The sequence below is a fragment of the Tabrizicola thermarum genome, from assembly GCF_003574395.1.
Classification (GTDB): Bacteria; Pseudomonadota; Alphaproteobacteria; order Rhodobacterales; family Rhodobacteraceae; genus Tabrizicola; species Tabrizicola thermarum.
Genome location: NZ_QMJY01000075.1, coordinates 21,681 through 36,171 on the forward strand (window position 1 = coordinate 21,681; position 14,491 = coordinate 36,171).

Annotated in this window: 13 protein-coding genes; 6 read left to right on the plus strand and 7 right to left on the minus strand. The window is 66.7% G+C overall.

The window, feature by feature from the left end; translation table 11 throughout:
- Nucleotides 1–166: 166 nt before the first annotated feature.
- The 3 genes from D5084_RS11125 to D5084_RS11135 all read left to right on the plus strand — a co-directional run bounded on the left by D5084_RS11125 (nucleotide 167) and on the right by D5084_RS11135 (nucleotide 4,085).
- The gene (locus tag D5084_RS11125; protein ID WP_128515564.1) at nucleotides 167–2,053 is read left to right on the plus strand and encodes a propionyl-CoA synthetase; all 1,887 of its coding nucleotides are present in this window, start codon (nucleotides 167–169) and stop codon (nucleotides 2,051–2,053) included.
- An 89-nt stretch (nucleotides 2,054–2,142) separates the two neighbouring features.
- The gene (locus D5084_RS11130) at nucleotides 2,143–2,658 is read left to right on the plus strand and encodes a hypothetical protein (RefSeq protein ID WP_128515565.1); all 516 of its coding nucleotides are present in this window, start codon (nucleotides 2,143–2,145) and stop codon (nucleotides 2,656–2,658) included.
- A complete protein-coding gene (locus D5084_RS11135; protein WP_128515566.1) occupies nucleotides 2,655–4,085 on the plus strand; it encodes a sigma-54-dependent transcriptional regulator in 1,431 nt (476 codons plus the stop codon). Before D5084_RS11130 ends, D5084_RS11135 begins: the two co-directional genes overlap by 4 nt.
- A gap of 73 nt (nucleotides 4,086–4,158) precedes the next feature.
- Here D5084_RS11135 and D5084_RS11140 read toward each other — a convergent pair whose 3' ends face one another.
- Nucleotides 4,159–4,917 (minus strand): NAD kinase, encoded by a 759-nt coding sequence (locus tag D5084_RS11140; protein ID WP_128515567.1) that lies wholly within the window; start codon nucleotides 4,915–4,917, stop codon nucleotides 4,159–4,161.
- Nucleotides 4,918–5,125: 208 nt separating this feature from the next.
- Here D5084_RS11140 and glyA point away from each other — a divergent pair, with 208 nt between their 5' ends.
- Nucleotides 5,126–6,421 carry a serine hydroxymethyltransferase gene (glyA, locus tag D5084_RS11145; protein WP_128515568.1) on the plus strand — a complete coding sequence of 432 codons (1,296 nt, stop codon included), beginning with the start codon at nucleotides 5,126–5,128 and terminating at the stop codon, nucleotides 6,419–6,421.
- 81 nt (nucleotides 6,422–6,502) lie between these two features.
- Here glyA and D5084_RS11150 read toward each other — a convergent pair whose 3' ends face one another.
- Complete coding sequence (locus D5084_RS11150; RefSeq protein ID WP_128515569.1) at nucleotides 6,503–7,354, minus strand: OST-HTH/LOTUS domain-containing protein; 852 nt, start codon at nucleotides 7,352–7,354, stop codon at nucleotides 6,503–6,505.
- 139 nt (nucleotides 7,355–7,493) lie between these two features.
- Between D5084_RS11150 and D5084_RS11155 the strand changes: the two genes are divergently transcribed.
- On the plus strand, nucleotides 7,494–8,366 hold the full coding sequence (locus tag D5084_RS11155; protein WP_238382612.1) for a DUF817 domain-containing protein: 873 nt from the start codon (nucleotides 7,494–7,496) through the stop codon (nucleotides 8,364–8,366).
- A gap of 58 nt (nucleotides 8,367–8,424) precedes the next feature.
- Here D5084_RS11155 and D5084_RS11160 read toward each other — a convergent pair whose 3' ends face one another.
- On the minus strand, nucleotides 8,425–8,796 hold the full coding sequence (locus tag D5084_RS11160; protein WP_128515570.1) for a hypothetical protein: 372 nt from the start codon (nucleotides 8,794–8,796) through the stop codon (nucleotides 8,425–8,427).
- Between the two features lie 110 nt (nucleotides 8,797–8,906).
- On the opposite strand from D5084_RS11160, the gene D5084_RS11165 reads away from it, so the two are divergent.
- Complete coding sequence (locus D5084_RS11165) at nucleotides 8,907–9,680, plus strand: alpha/beta fold hydrolase (RefSeq protein WP_128515571.1); 774 nt, start codon at nucleotides 8,907–8,909, stop codon at nucleotides 9,678–9,680.
- Here the strand turns inward: D5084_RS11165 and D5084_RS11170 are convergent.
- From D5084_RS11170 to D5084_RS11185, 4 genes are all read right to left on the minus strand, one after another.
- Entirely contained in the window at nucleotides 9,677–9,850 is a 174-nt protein-coding gene (locus D5084_RS11170) for a CTP synthetase (protein WP_128515572.1), read from the minus strand. The two genes, D5084_RS11165 and D5084_RS11170, sit on opposite strands and share 4 nt — an antisense overlap.
- A 78-nt stretch (nucleotides 9,851–9,928) precedes the next feature.
- Nucleotides 9,929–11,056 (minus strand): iron-containing alcohol dehydrogenase, encoded by a 1,128-nt coding sequence (locus tag D5084_RS11175; protein WP_128515573.1) that lies wholly within the window; start codon nucleotides 11,054–11,056, stop codon nucleotides 9,929–9,931.
- Complete coding sequence (gene glpK / locus D5084_RS11180; protein ID WP_128515574.1) at nucleotides 11,053–12,537, minus strand: glycerol kinase GlpK; 1,485 nt, start codon at nucleotides 12,535–12,537, stop codon at nucleotides 11,053–11,055. Before glpK ends, D5084_RS11175 begins: the two co-directional genes overlap by 4 nt.
- A 212-nt stretch (nucleotides 12,538–12,749) precedes the next feature.
- Complete coding sequence (locus D5084_RS11185) at nucleotides 12,750–14,471, minus strand: ABC transporter substrate-binding protein (RefSeq protein ID WP_128515575.1); 1,722 nt, start codon at nucleotides 14,469–14,471, stop codon at nucleotides 12,750–12,752.
- Nucleotides 14,472–14,491 lie beyond the last annotated feature (20 nt).

A 14,491-nucleotide genomic window follows, 5' to 3' on the forward strand; every position in this document is an offset into this window, starting at 1 on the left:
CTAGCTCGGAAAGAAAGCGCTTAGCGGTTGGACATCTTTGCAAAACAACCGCCGCAAAAGACGCAAATTCTGCAAATCTGTCGCAGCCTGCTACCGGTAACACCGTTGCAAGGGCCGCATCCCATCGCATACGAACCCCTCAGTGCATCAGCGGGGGGAGATCGCGATGAGCTACGCACAGGTCTATGGTCAGTGGCGGCAGGACCCGGAAGGCTTCTGGCTTGCCGCCGCCGGTGGAATCGACTGGATCAAACCACCCACCCGCGCGCTGGATGACAGCCGTGCCCCCCTGTACGAATGGTTCACAGATGCGGAAGTGAACACCTGCTGGAACGCCGTGGACCGCCACGTGATCGCGGGCAGGGGCAAACAGCCCGCCATCATCCACGACAGCCCGGTCACCGGCACCAAGCACGTCATCACCTATGCCGAGTTGCAGGACCGCGTCTCCCGCCTCGCCGGTGCGCTGAAGGCCAGAGGCATCCAGAAGGGCGACCGCGTCATCATCTACATGCCGATGGTCCCCGAGGCGCTGGAGGCGATGCTCGCCTGCGCCCGGCTTGGCGCGATCCACTCCGTCGTCTTCGGCGGGTTTGCGGCCCACGAACTGGCCGTCCGCATCGACGACTGCACCCCGAAGGCGATCATCGCGGCAAGCTGCGGGATCGAGCCCAACCGCACCGTCCACTACAAACCCCTTCTCGACGCCGCCATCGACCAGGCCAGCCACAAGCCCGACTTCTGCGTGATCTTCCAGCGCGAGCAGGAAGTGGCGAAACTGACCCCCGGCCGTGATCTCGACTGGCATGCCTTCCAGCACGGCGTCGCCCCCGCCGACTGCACCCCGGTGCCGGGCAACCACCCGGCCTACATCCTCTACACCTCGGGCACCACCGGCGCGCCCAAGGGCGTTGTCCGCCCCACCGCGGGGCATCTGGTCGCGCTGAACTGGACCATGCGCGCGATCTACAACGTGGGCGCGGGCGACGTGTTCTGGGCCGCCTCCGACGTCGGCTGGGTCGTCGGCCACAGCTACATCTGCTATGGCCCCCTGATCGCGGGCTGCACCACCGTGGTCTATGAAGGCAAACCCGTCGGCACCCCCGACGCCGCCACCTTCTGGCGCGTCATCAACGAACACAAGGTGCGCAGCTTCTTCACCGCGCCCACCGCCCTTCGCGCCATCAAGCGCGACGACCCGGACGGCAAACTGGTCCCGCCGCTCCCCACGCTCCAGGCCCTGTTCCTTGCCGGCGAACGTGCCGACCCCGACACGATCCACTGGGCGCAGACCCATCTGAAGGTCCCGGTGATCGACCATTGGTGGCAGACCGAAACCGGCTATGCCATCGCCGCGAACCCCCTCGGCATCGAACACCTGCCGGTCAAGATCGGCTCGCCGTCCGTGCCCATGCCCGGCTTCGACGTGCAGGTGCTGGACGAAGGCGGCCACCCGGTTTCCCCCGGCACCCTTGGCGCCATCGCGATCAGGCTGCCGCTGCCCCCCGGGACGCTCCCCACCCTCTGGAACGCCGAGGACCGCTTCCGCAAATCCTACCTGACTCACTTCCCCGGCTACTACGAGACGGGCGATGCCGGCTATGTGGACGCCGACGGCTATCTCTACATCATGGCCCGCACCGATGACGTCATCAACGTCGCCGGCCACCGCCTGTCCACCGGCGCGATGGAGGAGGTTCTGGCCAGCCACAAGGACGTGGCCGAATGTGCCGTGATCGGGGTCGCCGACGAGTTGAAGGGCCAGTCGCCGCTGGGCTTCCTGTGCCTGAACAAGGGGTGCAACCGCCCGCATGACGAGGTGGTGAAGGAATGCGTGCAGCTGGTGCGCGACCAGATCGGCCCCGTCGCCGATTTCAAGCGCGCCGTGGTGGTGGACCGCCTGCCCAAGACGCGCTCCGGCAAGATCCTGCGTGGCACGATGGTCAAGATCGCCGACGGCCAGCCGTGGAAGATGCCCGCCACCATCGACGACCCGGCGATCCTGGACGAGATCGCTCAGGCGTTGCAGTCCCTTGGGCTTGCGCGCGGCTAGCGTGAAGAAAACTGGACAGACGACGCAATTTGCGGCACTTGTTGCATTATGCAAACGGCATTTTCGCATTTCGGGACGATTCTGCCGTGATGGCGGCGGATGGAAGATCGCAGGCGCTGGCGAACCTGCGCCAGGCGATTCAGGCGCTGCGCCCGCATCTCTCTTCGCCTGACGAACAGGCGTCGCTGTTCCTGATCGAACAGACCGCAGCCGGACTTGCCCAGGACCCGCAGCCAGGTTCCACCGGGCTGAAGGACTTTGACCCGTCCCGCCTCAGCCACCTTCTGGAAATCACCGGCCCCGACCTTGCGGTCGAACTGCTTGCCCGACTGACCGAGGATCTGACGGCCACCCGGTCGAAGTTGATCGCCGGGGCTGATGCGCAGGACTGGAAGGCGCTTCGGGAAGGCAGTCATGTGCTGATCTCTCTCTCCGGGTCCGTCGGGGCGCTGTCCCTGCAGGCCATGGCGGAAAACCTGAACGCCATCGCGCATGGTCAGGACGCGGGCGCGGTGGATGACCTGATGCCCGCGCTTGGCGCCGAACTTGCCAGCCTGATCCAGCTCATCCGCAACACGCGGGCCTCGACCGGAGGCGTCCGATGAAAACCGCAGCCCCCATCTCGCGGCCGTCGGTTCTTCTGGTCGAAGACACGCTGTCGCTGCAAATGGTCTATCGGTCGATCCTGGCCACGGCTGGCCACCGCGTCGTCGTGGCCGGAAGCGCCGAGGATGGCTTGAAGCAGTTCCGCGCGCACCGGCCGATGGTGGTGCTGCTGGACCTGATCCTTCCCGACCGCGACGGGCTGGACCTCATGCGCGACATCCAGGCGCTCCAGCCAGAGACCCGGGTCATCGCGATCACCGCCAACGGCTCGGTCAACCGCGCGGTCGAGGCGATGCGGGCCGGGGCGCATGACTTTCTGGTCAAGCCCTTCGAGGAAGGTCGCTTCCTGTCGGCCGTCCAGAACGCGCTGGCCGAGGCAACACCCCGCGACACGGGAAAGTCCGACGCCAGCCCGGCCACCCAGGCCAGGGACGCGGGCGAGGTTTCCGAAAATTCGGGTTTCATCGGATCCTCCGATGCCATGCAGCGCATCCATTCGACCATCGGTTCGGTTGCGCGATCCATGGCCACCGTCTTCATCACCGGCGAAAGCGGCACCGGGAAAGAGCTTTGCGCGCTGGCCGTCCATGCCAAGTCCAACCGCGCCTCGGGCCCCTTCATCGCGCTGAACTGCGGGGCCATCCCGCAGGACCTGCTCGAATCGGAAGTCTTCGGCCACATGAAGGGCAGCTTCACCGGCGCGATTTCCGACAAGCAGGGCGCGGCCACCGCCGCCGATGGCGGGACCCTCTTCCTGGACGAAATCTGCGAGATGGCCCCGGCCCTACAGACCAAACTTCTGCGCTTCCTGCAGACCTCGACGGTCCAGCCGGTCGGCGCGACCCGCCCCCGCAAGGTCAACGTCCGTATCGTCTGCGCCACGAACCGCGATCCCCTGGACGCCGTCCGCCGGGGTCACTTCCGCGAAGACCTGTACTACCGGCTGTATGTCGTCCCGATCCACATGCCGCCCTTGCGTGAGCGTGGTGAGGACGTGATCGAAATCGCCGAGGCGGCCCTGGCCCGCTTTGCCCGGGAAGAGGGCAAAGAGTTCCACGGCCTCGCCCCCGCGACCCGGTCGCTCATGCTGTCCCTGCCCTGGCCCGGCAACGTCCGCCAGCTGCTGAACGTCATGCGCAACGTCGTCGTTCTGAACCCCGGCGGCTGGGTCACGCCCGAGATGCTGCCCCCCGGCCTTGCAGATGAGCGCGCCCCGGCCGAGCCGGCGCCCGCCGCGCTCGTCTCTCCCCAGGGGCTGACCGCCGACAGCCTGCTGGGCCTGCCCCTGGCCGAGGCCGAACGCCGCCTGATCGAAGCCACGCTTGCCCTCCACGGCGGCTCGATCCCCAAGGCCGCCCGGGTGCTCGACGTCTCGCCCTCGACCCTCTACCGCAAGATCGAAGCCTGGAACGCCAAGGCCTCATGACCGCTCCGCGATGACGCCGTCACGTGTCGCTGCGCCTGCGACGAGACGCCGAAGGCGAACGAAGAGCCCACCCTCAGGTGAACTGCTCTCCGATCAGCCGTTCCTCCAGCCCGTGCCCGGGATCGAACAGCAGCCGGTGCCGCACCGCAGGCTCGGACCGGACCTCGACCGCAATCACGTCGCACACCGAAGACCGGCTGTCCGCATCCGCCATCACCGGCCGTTTGTCCGCCTCGATCACCTCGATGCGCACCACCGCGCTTGAGGGCAGCAAGGCCCCCCGCCACCGCCGCGGCCGGAAGGCCGACATCGCGGTCAGCGCCAGCACATCGGACCCGATCGGCAGGATCGGCCCATGCGCCGAATAGTTGTAGGCGGTCGACCCCGCAGGAGTCGCCACCAGCGCCCCGTCGCAGACCAGCTCCTCCATCCGCACCCGGCCGTCGATGGACACCCGCAGCTTCGCCGCCTGTGGCCCCTGCCGCAACAGGGACACCTCGTTGATCGCCAGCGCCTCCGTCACGCGGCCGCGCGCATTCTCGGCCCGCATCGCCAGCGGATGGATCACCGTTTCCTCCGCCGCCGCCAACCGCTCGGGCAGGTCGTCCACCGCATAGGCGTTCATCAGGAACCCGATCGTCCCGCAGTTCATCCCGTAGACCGGCAGCCGCTGCCCATGCGCCGCGTGCAGCGTCTGCAACATGAACCCGTCGCCCCCCAGCGCCACGATCACCTCGGCCACCCGGCCATCCGCCTGACCATAGCGCGCCGTCAGCGCCGCCAGCGCCGCCACCGCTGCCGGGGCCTTCGATGCCGTGAACCTGATCCGCACGCCTGACCTCCACCCGCCTGCGCCGCAGTCTTGCCCCCCGCGTCCCGGAACTCAAGCCGATACTCAACCCCGCTTCCGATGGCCACGCCCGGTTTCCCCGCGCAAGAATATTTCGCCTCCACCCCCGGACATGTCGCTTTCCTGCCTTTCCCGCCTGCGGCCGATGCTCTAAATAGCCCGGCACAGTCACCCCGAAAGGATCAGGACGATGAACGCTTCCCACCGCGATACCGGCTTTTTCACCGAGCCCCTGTCCTCCCGCGACCCCGAGCTTTTCGGCGCGGTGACGCAGGAACTTGGCCGCCAGCGGCACGAGATCGAGCTGATCGCCTCGGAAAACATCGTCTCCCGCGCCGTGATGGAGGCGCAGGGCTCGGTGATGACCAACAAATATGCCGAAGGCTACCCCGGCAAGCGCTACTACGGCGGCTGCCAATACGTCGACATCGCCGAGAACCTGGCCATCGACCGCGCCTGCAAGCTCTTCGGCTGTTCCTTCGCCAACGTTCAGCCGAACTCGGGCTCCCAGGCCAACCAGGGCGTGTTCCAGGCGCTTCTGAAGCCCGGCGACACCATCCTTGGCATGTCGCTGGACGCGGGCGGCCATCTGACCCACGGCGCCGCGCCGAACCAGTCCGGCAAGTGGTTCCATGCCGTGCAGTATGGCGTCCGCAAGCAGGATCTGACGCTGAACTACGATCAGGTCCAGGAACTGGCCACGGAACACAGGCCCAAGCTCATCATCGCCGGTGGCTCGGCCATTCCGCGCATCATCGACTTCGCCCGCATGCGCGAGATCGCGGATTCGGTCGGCGCCTACCTCCTGGTGGACATGGCGCATTTCGCGGGCCTCGTGGCCGCGGGCCTCTACCCCAGCCCCTTCCCGCATGCCCATGTCGCCACCACCACCACGCACAAGACCCTGCGCGGCCCCCGTGGCGGCATGATCCTGACCAATGACGAAGACATCGCCAGGAAGGTCAATTCCGCGATCTTCCCCGGCATCCAGGGCGGCCCCCTGATGCATGTCATCGCGGCGAAAGCCGTGGCCTTCGGCGAGGCGCTGCGGCCCGAGTTCAGGATCTACCAGCAGCAGGTGGTGAAAAACGCCCAGGCGCTGGCGGACGAGCTGATGAAGGGTGGCCTCGACATCGTCACCGGCGGCACCGACACCCACCTGATGCTCGTGGACCTGCGCCCCAAGGGCGTGAAGGGCAACGCGACGGAAAAGGCGCTCGGCCGAGCCCACATCACCTGCAACAAGAACGGCATCCCCTTCGACACCGAAAAGCCGACGATCACCTCCGGCGTCCGCCTCGGCACCCCCGCAGGCACCACGCGCGGCTTCGGTGAACCCGAGTTCCGCCAGATCGCCCGCTGGATCATCGAAGTGGTGGACGGGCTGGCCGCCAATGGCGAGGACGGCAACGGCGCGGTCGAGGCAAAGGTGAAGGCCGAAGTCGAAGCCCTCTGCCAGCGTTTCCCGATCTACCCGGGGCTTTGAACGCGGTAGGGTGCGCTCCTGCGCACCTTCACGTGCATTTCCTGGGCTGATCGTGGGGTGGGCAATCTGCCCACCGCCTTTTCAAGATGAACGGTCTCGCAGGCGGTAGCTGCGCCGACGCATACCGTCCATTTCCACACGGCAAAGGTCAAACTCCCCGGATTCATGCAAGACTTGGGCAAGGGTCGTACACCCGTATTTCTCCGGCGTCTGATGCGGATAACGCTCCGCAATCCATCTCGCCGCCATCGCAACTTCCGTCCATCCATTTACGGCCAGTGTCTTCGATGCCTCACGAAGCGCCGCCACGATACCGGCACTTGGCCAGAACACTGAGCCGTCAGGGTTGATGCCGTTTACAACCGCATCGTGGAACGCCTCCGACCGCGCGCGCTGTCTCGCCGCATCCATGACACTTTCAATATCTGCCGCCCACTCGCGAAGCCGCGCGAGATGATCGCCGATCCGGTCGCAAGAAGCGGTCAGATCTTGCTGCGCGGCCCGGCATCCTTCCAAAGTCCAAAGATCATGCCTTTCCATGAAATGATGGATGAGATCGTTCCGCACCCGCACCAAGTCACGCAACTCCGCTTCCGTGGTCGCCAAGCCCTTTTCCCCGACGCCCAGCCGCACTCTCAATCGAAAGCTGGGTGGGTCGCCTGCACGATCCTCATCGTCGTCTTCCAGCGTGGCAGGCTCTCCACCCACAAGAACCGAGCCAACGAATGTCCTGACCAGCATTCCCAGGGTCTGCTGTGAAGTGTCGACACCACGGTCGACACCAGCTGCCTCAAGGCCCTGCATCGCGCCCCTCATATCGCTGTGGGCAAGAATGGATTTCAACTGCCGCTCGTACTGCTGCAGGCGCAGGACGCACCGTCCCATCAGCCGGCTCACCTCCTGCTGCTGCGCGGCCAGATCGCCCTCAACCATGAAGCCTCTCCATTTCGTCCCACGTACACCAGCATGATCCCGCCCGGGTCGGCAATCTCGGAATTGCCCCCTCAGCAATCCCCCACCTTGACGCAGAGTCCTGTGCCCGGTCACATCCCCCGAAACGCCAAGGACCCGCATGACGACGCCTGACACCCGCTCGCTCGAACACCGCATGGGCGACTGGGTCCGCGCCCGCCTGCCCTTCGCCGCCGCAGAATTCGCCCTTTTCGTCCTGAAACAGGGCTGGGCCTGCCTCTTCGGTGGCCTTCTCCTTGCCGCGATCATCGCCACCAAGCTGATCTGGCAGCCCGACTGGCCGGTCCACCGCTATGACGCGCTCTTCCTCTTCGCCATCGCCACGCAGGTCGTCTTCCTGTGGACCAAACTCGAAACCTGGGAGGAAGCCCGCGTCATCCTCCTCTTCCACCTCACCGGCACGGCGATGGAATGGTTCAAGGTCCATGCCGGGTCCTGGGCCTACCCCGAGCCGGGGATCTTCAAGCTGATCGGCGTGCCACTGTTCTCGGGCTTCATGTATGCCGCCGTCGGCAGCTACATGGCGCGCGTGATCCGGGTCTTCGACATGCGCTTCGCCCCTTACCCCAGCTTTCCGCTAACCGTGCTTCTGGCCGTGGGCATCTACGTCAACTTCTTCGCCCACCACTTCCTGCCCGACGTCCGCATCGCGCTTTTCGTGGCAACCGTGGCCGTCTACGGACGCACCCGCATCTGGTTCCGCATCCACGACCGGCACTGGTGGATGCCGCTTCCCGTCGCGGCGCTCCTCTCCTCCGTCGCGCTCTGGGTGGCCGAGAATGTGGGCACCGCCACCGGCACCTGGATCTACTCCGGCCAGATCAGAGGAGAGATGGTCAGCCTCGCCAAGCTCGGATCCTGGTATCTGCTTCTGTATGTGGCCTTCGTGACCGTGACGCTCGTCACCCGCCGCGCGCTGTCCACCCGATCGCTTGACGCCGAGGCTGGCGGCACCATGGTTGCCAGACGGTGAACGCCCGCAGCCAAGCCCTTGTTTTCATAAGGACCAAAAGTCGCACCGCGCGCGGCGGTCAGAAATACCCACGCCAGGCCAGCAACGCCGCGATGGCAATCACCAGGGCAAGGACGCCAAAGCCGACCGACCCGACGATCCCGGCGAAATAGCCCCGCTTGCGGTCTACCGGGTCGATGGCGATCAGATGTTTCAGGCAGATATCATAGGCTTCGGTCACCTCGCCCATGTCGATCTGGCCCAGCAGCTTCGGATTCTGCGCCTTCTGCGCCGCAGAAGCCAAAAGCCTGCCCGCATCCCGCACCTTGCGCGGCAGCGTGCGCCCGGCCCGCTTCAGCTTGGCGGCCAGTCCCTTGCCGCCCAGAGAAAGCCGTTCCTCCAGAAGCTGAGCCACCCGATCCGCCATCTGCTGGATCGTCACCGCACTCATGTTGCCACCCTCCGACACCCGGCCCCAAACCTATTAGCGATTGCAGGCATGTTCAACTGCACGCGCTTGACGGGGTTGGCCTGAAACGCTCGGTTTCGCTAAGAAAACCCATGCTTTCCACGATCCGCCACCCTGCCGCAGCCGCCGCCGACAGGCCGCCCCTTGTCATCGCCCACGGCCTTTACGGCTCGGGCCGGAACTGGGGCGTGATCGCGCGCCGTCTGGCCGACCGCCGCGATGTGGTGGCCGTGGACATGCGCAACCACGGCGACAGCCCCCGGTTCCCGACGCAGGGCTACCCCGACATGGCCGCCGATCTTGCCGAGGTGATCGAAAGCCTCGGGCCGCAGCCGGTGGACCTTCTCGGTCACTCGATGGGCGGCAAGGCGGCGATGCAGCTGGCGCTGACCCGGCCCGACCTGATCCGCCGCCTCGTCGTGGCCGACATCGCCCCGGTGCCCTACAATCACGACCAGACCCGCAACGCCCAGGCCATGGCCGCGCTTGACCTGTCGCAGATCACCAGCCGGGCCGAGGCAGACGCGGCTCTTGCCCGGCACATCGAGGACCCGGCGCTCCGCGCCTTCTTCCTGCAATCGCTGGACCTGCGCCAGAAGCCGCCGCGCTGGAAGCTGAACCTCGCCGTTCTGGAATCCGAGATGCCGAAGATCGTCGGCTGGCCGGGGACGCAAGGTCGCTTCGACCACCCCACCCTGTTCCTGACCGGCGCCGAAAGCCCCTATGTCCGCCCCGAACACCGCGAGACCATCAAGGCGCTGTTCCCCAAGGCACGCTTCGCCAGGATCCCCGAGGCCGGGCACTGGCTCCACGCCGAGAAACCGCGCGAGTTCGAAGAGACTGTCCGGGTCTTTCTCGACGCCTAATCGATCTGCCGCGCCACGGCCCAGGACACGGGCAGGGCCAGGACCGCCCCCGTAGCTGCCGCGATCACGATGGGCCAAAGCGTGCCATAGCCCATGGTCAGCACCACGACCACGCCGGTCCCGGCCATGGCGGTCGCGATCACGGAATAAAGAAGCATCATCAGGCGCATCGGACTACCCCCATCTCTACCTGCGCCAAGTGTCACAGAATTTGGTCCGGTGTGCCTTGATCGGCATCAAGCCTGCGCTCAGGCTTGCCGCAGGATGTCCAGAAGCGCCTCCTGCGGAAGGCCGACGGGGTTGCCCTTCATCGAGGACGCATCCCTTGCCGCCGTGACGATCGCGACATGCTCCTCTTCGCGCACGCCCAGCGCGGCGAGGCCCGGCAGTCCCTCGGCCCGGGCCCAGGCCTGCAAGGCCAAGGGGGCCTCGACAAGGGACGAGCCCAGAGCCTCGGCAAGAACCGCACAGACCGCGTCCAGCCGCGCCCTGGCTTCCCCCGTAGCGGCCTTTCGGTTCGCGTCCAGCACCGGCCCCAGAAGCGTGCCGCAGATTGCGCCATGCGGGGCCCCGGTCATGCCGCCGATCACACCGGCAAGTCCATGCACCGCCCCGAGACCCGCATTGGCCAGCGCAAGCCCGCCGCACAGGCTGACCCAGGCCATGCGGTCGCGGGCCTCGGCCTCATCGCCCTGCATCAGCCGCATCAGCGCAGACAGGCCAAGCGGGATCGCCGGAAGGCTCAGCGCATCGCTATAGGGTGTCGCCTTGCAGGAGACGAAGGGCTCGATCACTTGCGTCACCGCATCCAGACCCGAGGCCAGCGTCACGGCTTTCGGGCAGCCATCGGTCAGGCCCGGATCGACGATGGCCAGCCGGGCGACCATCCTGTCGTCCCGCAAACTGACCTTGCGACCGATGTCGGGCAGGCCGATGACCGCGTTCTTCGTCACCTCCGCCCCGGTCCCCGCCGTGGTCGGGATCGCGATGAAGGGCAAGGGGGCGGCCTTCAGCGGCAGGCCCTTGCCCACCACTTCCAGATGGTCCATCGGCCCATCCGGCGCCGGGATCAGCGCCGCAAGCGCCTTGCCCAGGTCCAGAACCGCGCCGCCGCCAAGGCTGACCACCCAGTCCGGGCGGTGCCCGCGCGCGGCGGCGAGTGCTGCCTCCAGGGCGGACAGGGTCGGCTCGCCCGCGCAAGGCAGCGCCAGCACCTCCGCGCCCAGCCTCTCCAGCAGCCAGGCGGCCCGGGCGGGGTCGGCGCCGTGGACGACCAGCCCGCGCGGCCCGAAGGTGCGGATCAGCGCAGGCGCTTGCGTGGCCTCGCCCCTGCCGAACAGGATGCGCCCCGGCTGGGTGATGCCGAACGGCGTCATACGCTCATGGTGGCTGCGATGGCCTTGCCCCAGCGGGCATACTTCGCGTCGCGGGTGGCGGCGTCCATCTTCGGCTCGAACCGGCGGTCGAGCGCCCAGGACTTCGCGAATTCCTCCGGCCCGCCGACCACCCCGGCCTGCATCGCGGCCAGATAGGCTGCGCCAAGGGCGGTGGTCTCGGTCACCTTCGGGCGATCCACCGGGGCGCCGAGGATGTCGGCCAGGAACTGCATCGTCCAGTCGCTGGCCGTCATGCCGCCATCGACGCGCAGGACACCCTGCGCATCGGTCCCCCAGTCGGCCCGCATCGCCTCCAGCAGGTCGCGGGTCTGGTAGCCCACGCTTTCCAGCGCGGCGCGGGCGAACTCGGCGGGCCCCGAGTTGCGGGTCAGCCCGAACACCGCCCCCCGGCAATCGGGCCGCCAATAGGGCGCGCCAAGGCCGGTGAAGGCGGGGACGAGGATGACTCCCTGCGCTTCTTCGGCGGCTTCGGCCAGAGGCTGGGTCTCGCGGGCCTCACGGATGATCTTGAGACCGTCCCGCAGCCACTGGACGACGGCACCGGCGATGAAGATGGACCCTTCCAGCGCGTAGGTCGGCTGGCCCTTCAGCTGGTAGGCGATGGTGGTCAGCAGGCGGTTCTTCGAGGGCACCATGTCGGCCCCGGTGTTCAGCAGGGCAAAGCAGCCGGTTCCGTAGGTCGATTTCATCATGCCGGGGTGAAAGCAGGCCTGGCCCACGGTGGCGGCCTGCTGGTCGCCCGCGACGCCGAAGATCGGGATCTCGCGGCCGAAGAGGTCGGGGCGCGTGGTGCCGAAGGGGGCGGCGCAATCCTTCACTTCGGGAAGGAGGGACATCGGCACGCCCAGAAGCTTGCAGATATCCTCGTCCCAGGTTCCGGTGGCGATGTTGTAGAGAAGCGTCCGGCTGGCGTTGGTGGCGTCGGTGGCGTGGACCATGCCTCCGGTCAGGTTCCAGATCAGCCAGCTGTCCACCGTGCCGAAAGCCAGCTCGCCACGGTCGGCTTTCTCGTGGGCGCCCTCGACGTGGTCGAGCAGCCACTTGACCTTGGTCCCCGAGAAGTATGGGTCGAGGAGGAGGCCCGTCCTGGCGGTGATGGCAGGCTCGTGGCCGGCAGCCTTCAGGGCGGCGCAGGTGTCGGCGGTGCGGCGGTCCTGCCAGACGATGGCGGGGTGGATCGGCTGGCCGGTCGCGCGGTCCCAGATCAGGGTCGTCTCGCGCTGGTTGGTGATGCCGATGGCGGCGATGTCGGTGGCCTTGATGCCCCCCTTCTCGATCGCGGCCCGCGCCGTGGCGGCGACGGTCGACCAGAGGTCGGCAGGATCATGCTCGACCCAGCCGGGGCGGGGGTAGTGCTGGGGGAACTCTTCCTGGGCGGACGCGACGGGGCGGAGCGCGGCGTCGAACAGGATCGCGCGGGAGGAGGTGGTGCCCTGGTCGATGGCGAGGATGTGGGTCATTGGGTCGGGCCTGTTGATCGGGCGCCGCGCGCGGCGCGAAATCTGGCTGAGCGATTTCAAGGGGTTGGCTGTGGGCATTCAGGAAATATTAACGGTTGGTCGGTGCCGGACGCCAGCCACCGGGCGCAAGACTTTTCGAAAAGTCTTGCAAATTCCTTCGAAGGAATTTGGGTCCGGGCGGCACCGTTCGGCACCGCCCGCACCGTTGTCGCTTACTGCCAGGACTTGATCAGCTCGTCGTAGCTGATGGTCTCGGGCGTCGGATCCTCGTTCTCCAGCTTGGCGACCGGGGCACCCGGCGCGTCAAGCCAGACCTGCGGGTCCTGCGGCTCGTTCAGCTTCGGGCCGATGTCGCCCTGCACGCCCGAACGCTCCAGACGCTCCATCACCTTTTCCTGCTCGGCGCAGAGCGCATCCAGCGCTTCCTGCGGGGTCTTGGCCCCCGACATGGCGTCGCCGATGTTCTGCCACCACAGCTGCGCCAGCTTCGGATAGTCAGGCACGTTGGTCCCCGTCGGCGACCACCGCACGCGGTCGGGCGAGCGGTAGAACTCGATCAGGCCGCCCAGTTTCGGCGCGCGGTCGGTGAAGGACTGATGCTGGATCGTCGATTCACGGATGAAGGTCAGGCCGACGTGGCTCTTCTTCACGTCCACGGTCTTCGAGGTGACGAACTGGGCATAGAGCCAGGCCGCCTGCGCCCGGTCCACCGGGGTGGATTTCAGCAGGGTCCAAGAACCGGCGTCCTGGTAGCCGACCTTCATGCCCTCCTGCCAGTAGGCGCCATGCGGGCTGGGCGCCATGCGCCACTTGGGCGTGCCGTCCTCGTTCATCACCGGCAGGCCTTCCTTGACCATGTCGGCGGTGAAGGCGGTGTACCAGAACATCTGCTGGGCGATCGACCCTTGCGCCGGGACCGGACCGGCCTCGCCGAAGGTCATGCCCTGGGCTTCGGGGGGCGAGTATTTCTGCAGCCACTCGATCGCCTTGGTCACGGCATAGACCGCCGCTGCGTCGTTGGTCGCCCCGCCGCGCGAGGTGCAGGAGCCGACGGGACGCGAGTTTTCATCCACGCGGATGCCCCATTCGTCGACCGGCAGGCCGTTCGGTTCGCCCACGTCGCCCATGCCGGCCATCGACATCCAGGCGTCGGTGTAGCGCCAGCCGAGAGACGGGTCCTTCTTGCCGTAGTCCATGTTGCCATAGACGCCGGTCGCCGGACCGCCGATGTAGGACATGTCGCGGCCGGTGAAGAATTCGGCGATGTCCTCGTAGGCCGACCAGTTGACCGGCACGCCGAGGTCATAGCCATACTTGGCCTTGAAGTCCTCCATCGTCTTGGGGTCGGTGAACCAGTCGTAGCGGAACCAGTAGAGGTTGGCGAACTGCTGGTCGGGCAGCTGGTAGACCTTGCCATCCGGGCCGGTGGTGAACTTCAGCCCGATGAAGTCGTTCAGGTCGAGGTTCGGGTTCGTCACCGCAGCGCCTTCGCCCGCCATCCAGTCGGTCAGGTTGCGCGCCAGCTGATAGCGCCAGTGCGTGCCGATCAGGTCGGAGTCGTTGATGTAGGCGTCATAGATGTTCTCGCCCGACTGCATCTGCGTCTGGAGCTTTTCCACCACGTCGCCTTCGCCGATCAGGTCATGGGTGACCTTGATGCCCGTAATCGCCGTGAAGGCCGGGGCCAGCACCTTGGATTCGTACTCGTGCGTGGTGATGGTTTCCGAGACGACCTTGATCTCCATGCCCGCATAGGGCTTGGCCGCGTCGATGAACCACTGCATTTCCGCTTCCTGTTCGGCGCGGGACAGGGTCGAAAGATCGCCGATTTCGGCATCGAGGAAGGCTTTCGCCGCCTCCATGTCGGCCCAGGCCGGGCCCTGCATCGCCATCAGCGCAAGCGCCATGGCGGTTGCGGTGGAACGTAGTCTCATCGTGATTCCTCCCAGAATTG

Excerpts from the sequence above, each read along its gene's own strand:
- D5084_RS11125 (WP_128515564.1), top strand. The coding sequence starts at position 167 with ATGAGCTACGCACAGGTCTATGGTCAGTGGCGGCAGGACCCGGAAGGC.
- D5084_RS11130 (WP_128515565.1), top strand. The coding sequence starts at position 2,143 with ATGGCGGCGGATGGAAGATCGCAGGCGCTGGCGAACCTGCGCCAGGCG.
- D5084_RS11135 (WP_128515566.1), top strand. The coding sequence starts at position 2,655 with ATGAAAACCGCAGCCCCCATCTCGCGGCCGTCGGTTCTTCTGGTCGAA.
- glyA (WP_128515568.1), top strand. The coding sequence starts at position 5,126 with ATGAACGCTTCCCACCGCGATACCGGCTTTTTCACCGAGCCCCTGTCC.
- D5084_RS11150 (WP_128515569.1), bottom strand. The coding sequence starts at position 7,354 with ATGGTTGAGGGCGATCTGGCCGCGCAGCAGCAGGAGGTGAGCCGGCTG.
- D5084_RS11155 (WP_238382612.1), top strand. The coding sequence starts at position 7,494 with ATGACGACGCCTGACACCCGCTCGCTCGAACACCGCATGGGCGACTGG.
- D5084_RS11160 (WP_128515570.1), bottom strand. The coding sequence starts at position 8,796 with ATGAGTGCGGTGACGATCCAGCAGATGGCGGATCGGGTGGCTCAGCTT.
- D5084_RS11165 (WP_128515571.1), top strand. The coding sequence starts at position 8,907 with ATGCTTTCCACGATCCGCCACCCTGCCGCAGCCGCCGCCGACAGGCCG.
- D5084_RS11170 (WP_128515572.1), bottom strand. The coding sequence starts at position 9,850 with ATGCGCCTGATGATGCTTCTTTATTCCGTGATCGCGACCGCCATGGCC.
- D5084_RS11175 (WP_128515573.1), bottom strand. The coding sequence starts at position 11,056 with ATGACGCCGTTCGGCATCACCCAGCCGGGGCGCATCCTGTTCGGCAGG.
- glpK (WP_128515574.1), bottom strand. The coding sequence starts at position 12,537 with ATGACCCACATCCTCGCCATCGACCAGGGCACCACCTCCTCCCGCGCG.
- D5084_RS11185 (WP_128515575.1), bottom strand. The coding sequence starts at position 14,471 with ATGAGACTACGTTCCACCGCAACCGCCATGGCGCTTGCGCTGATGGCG.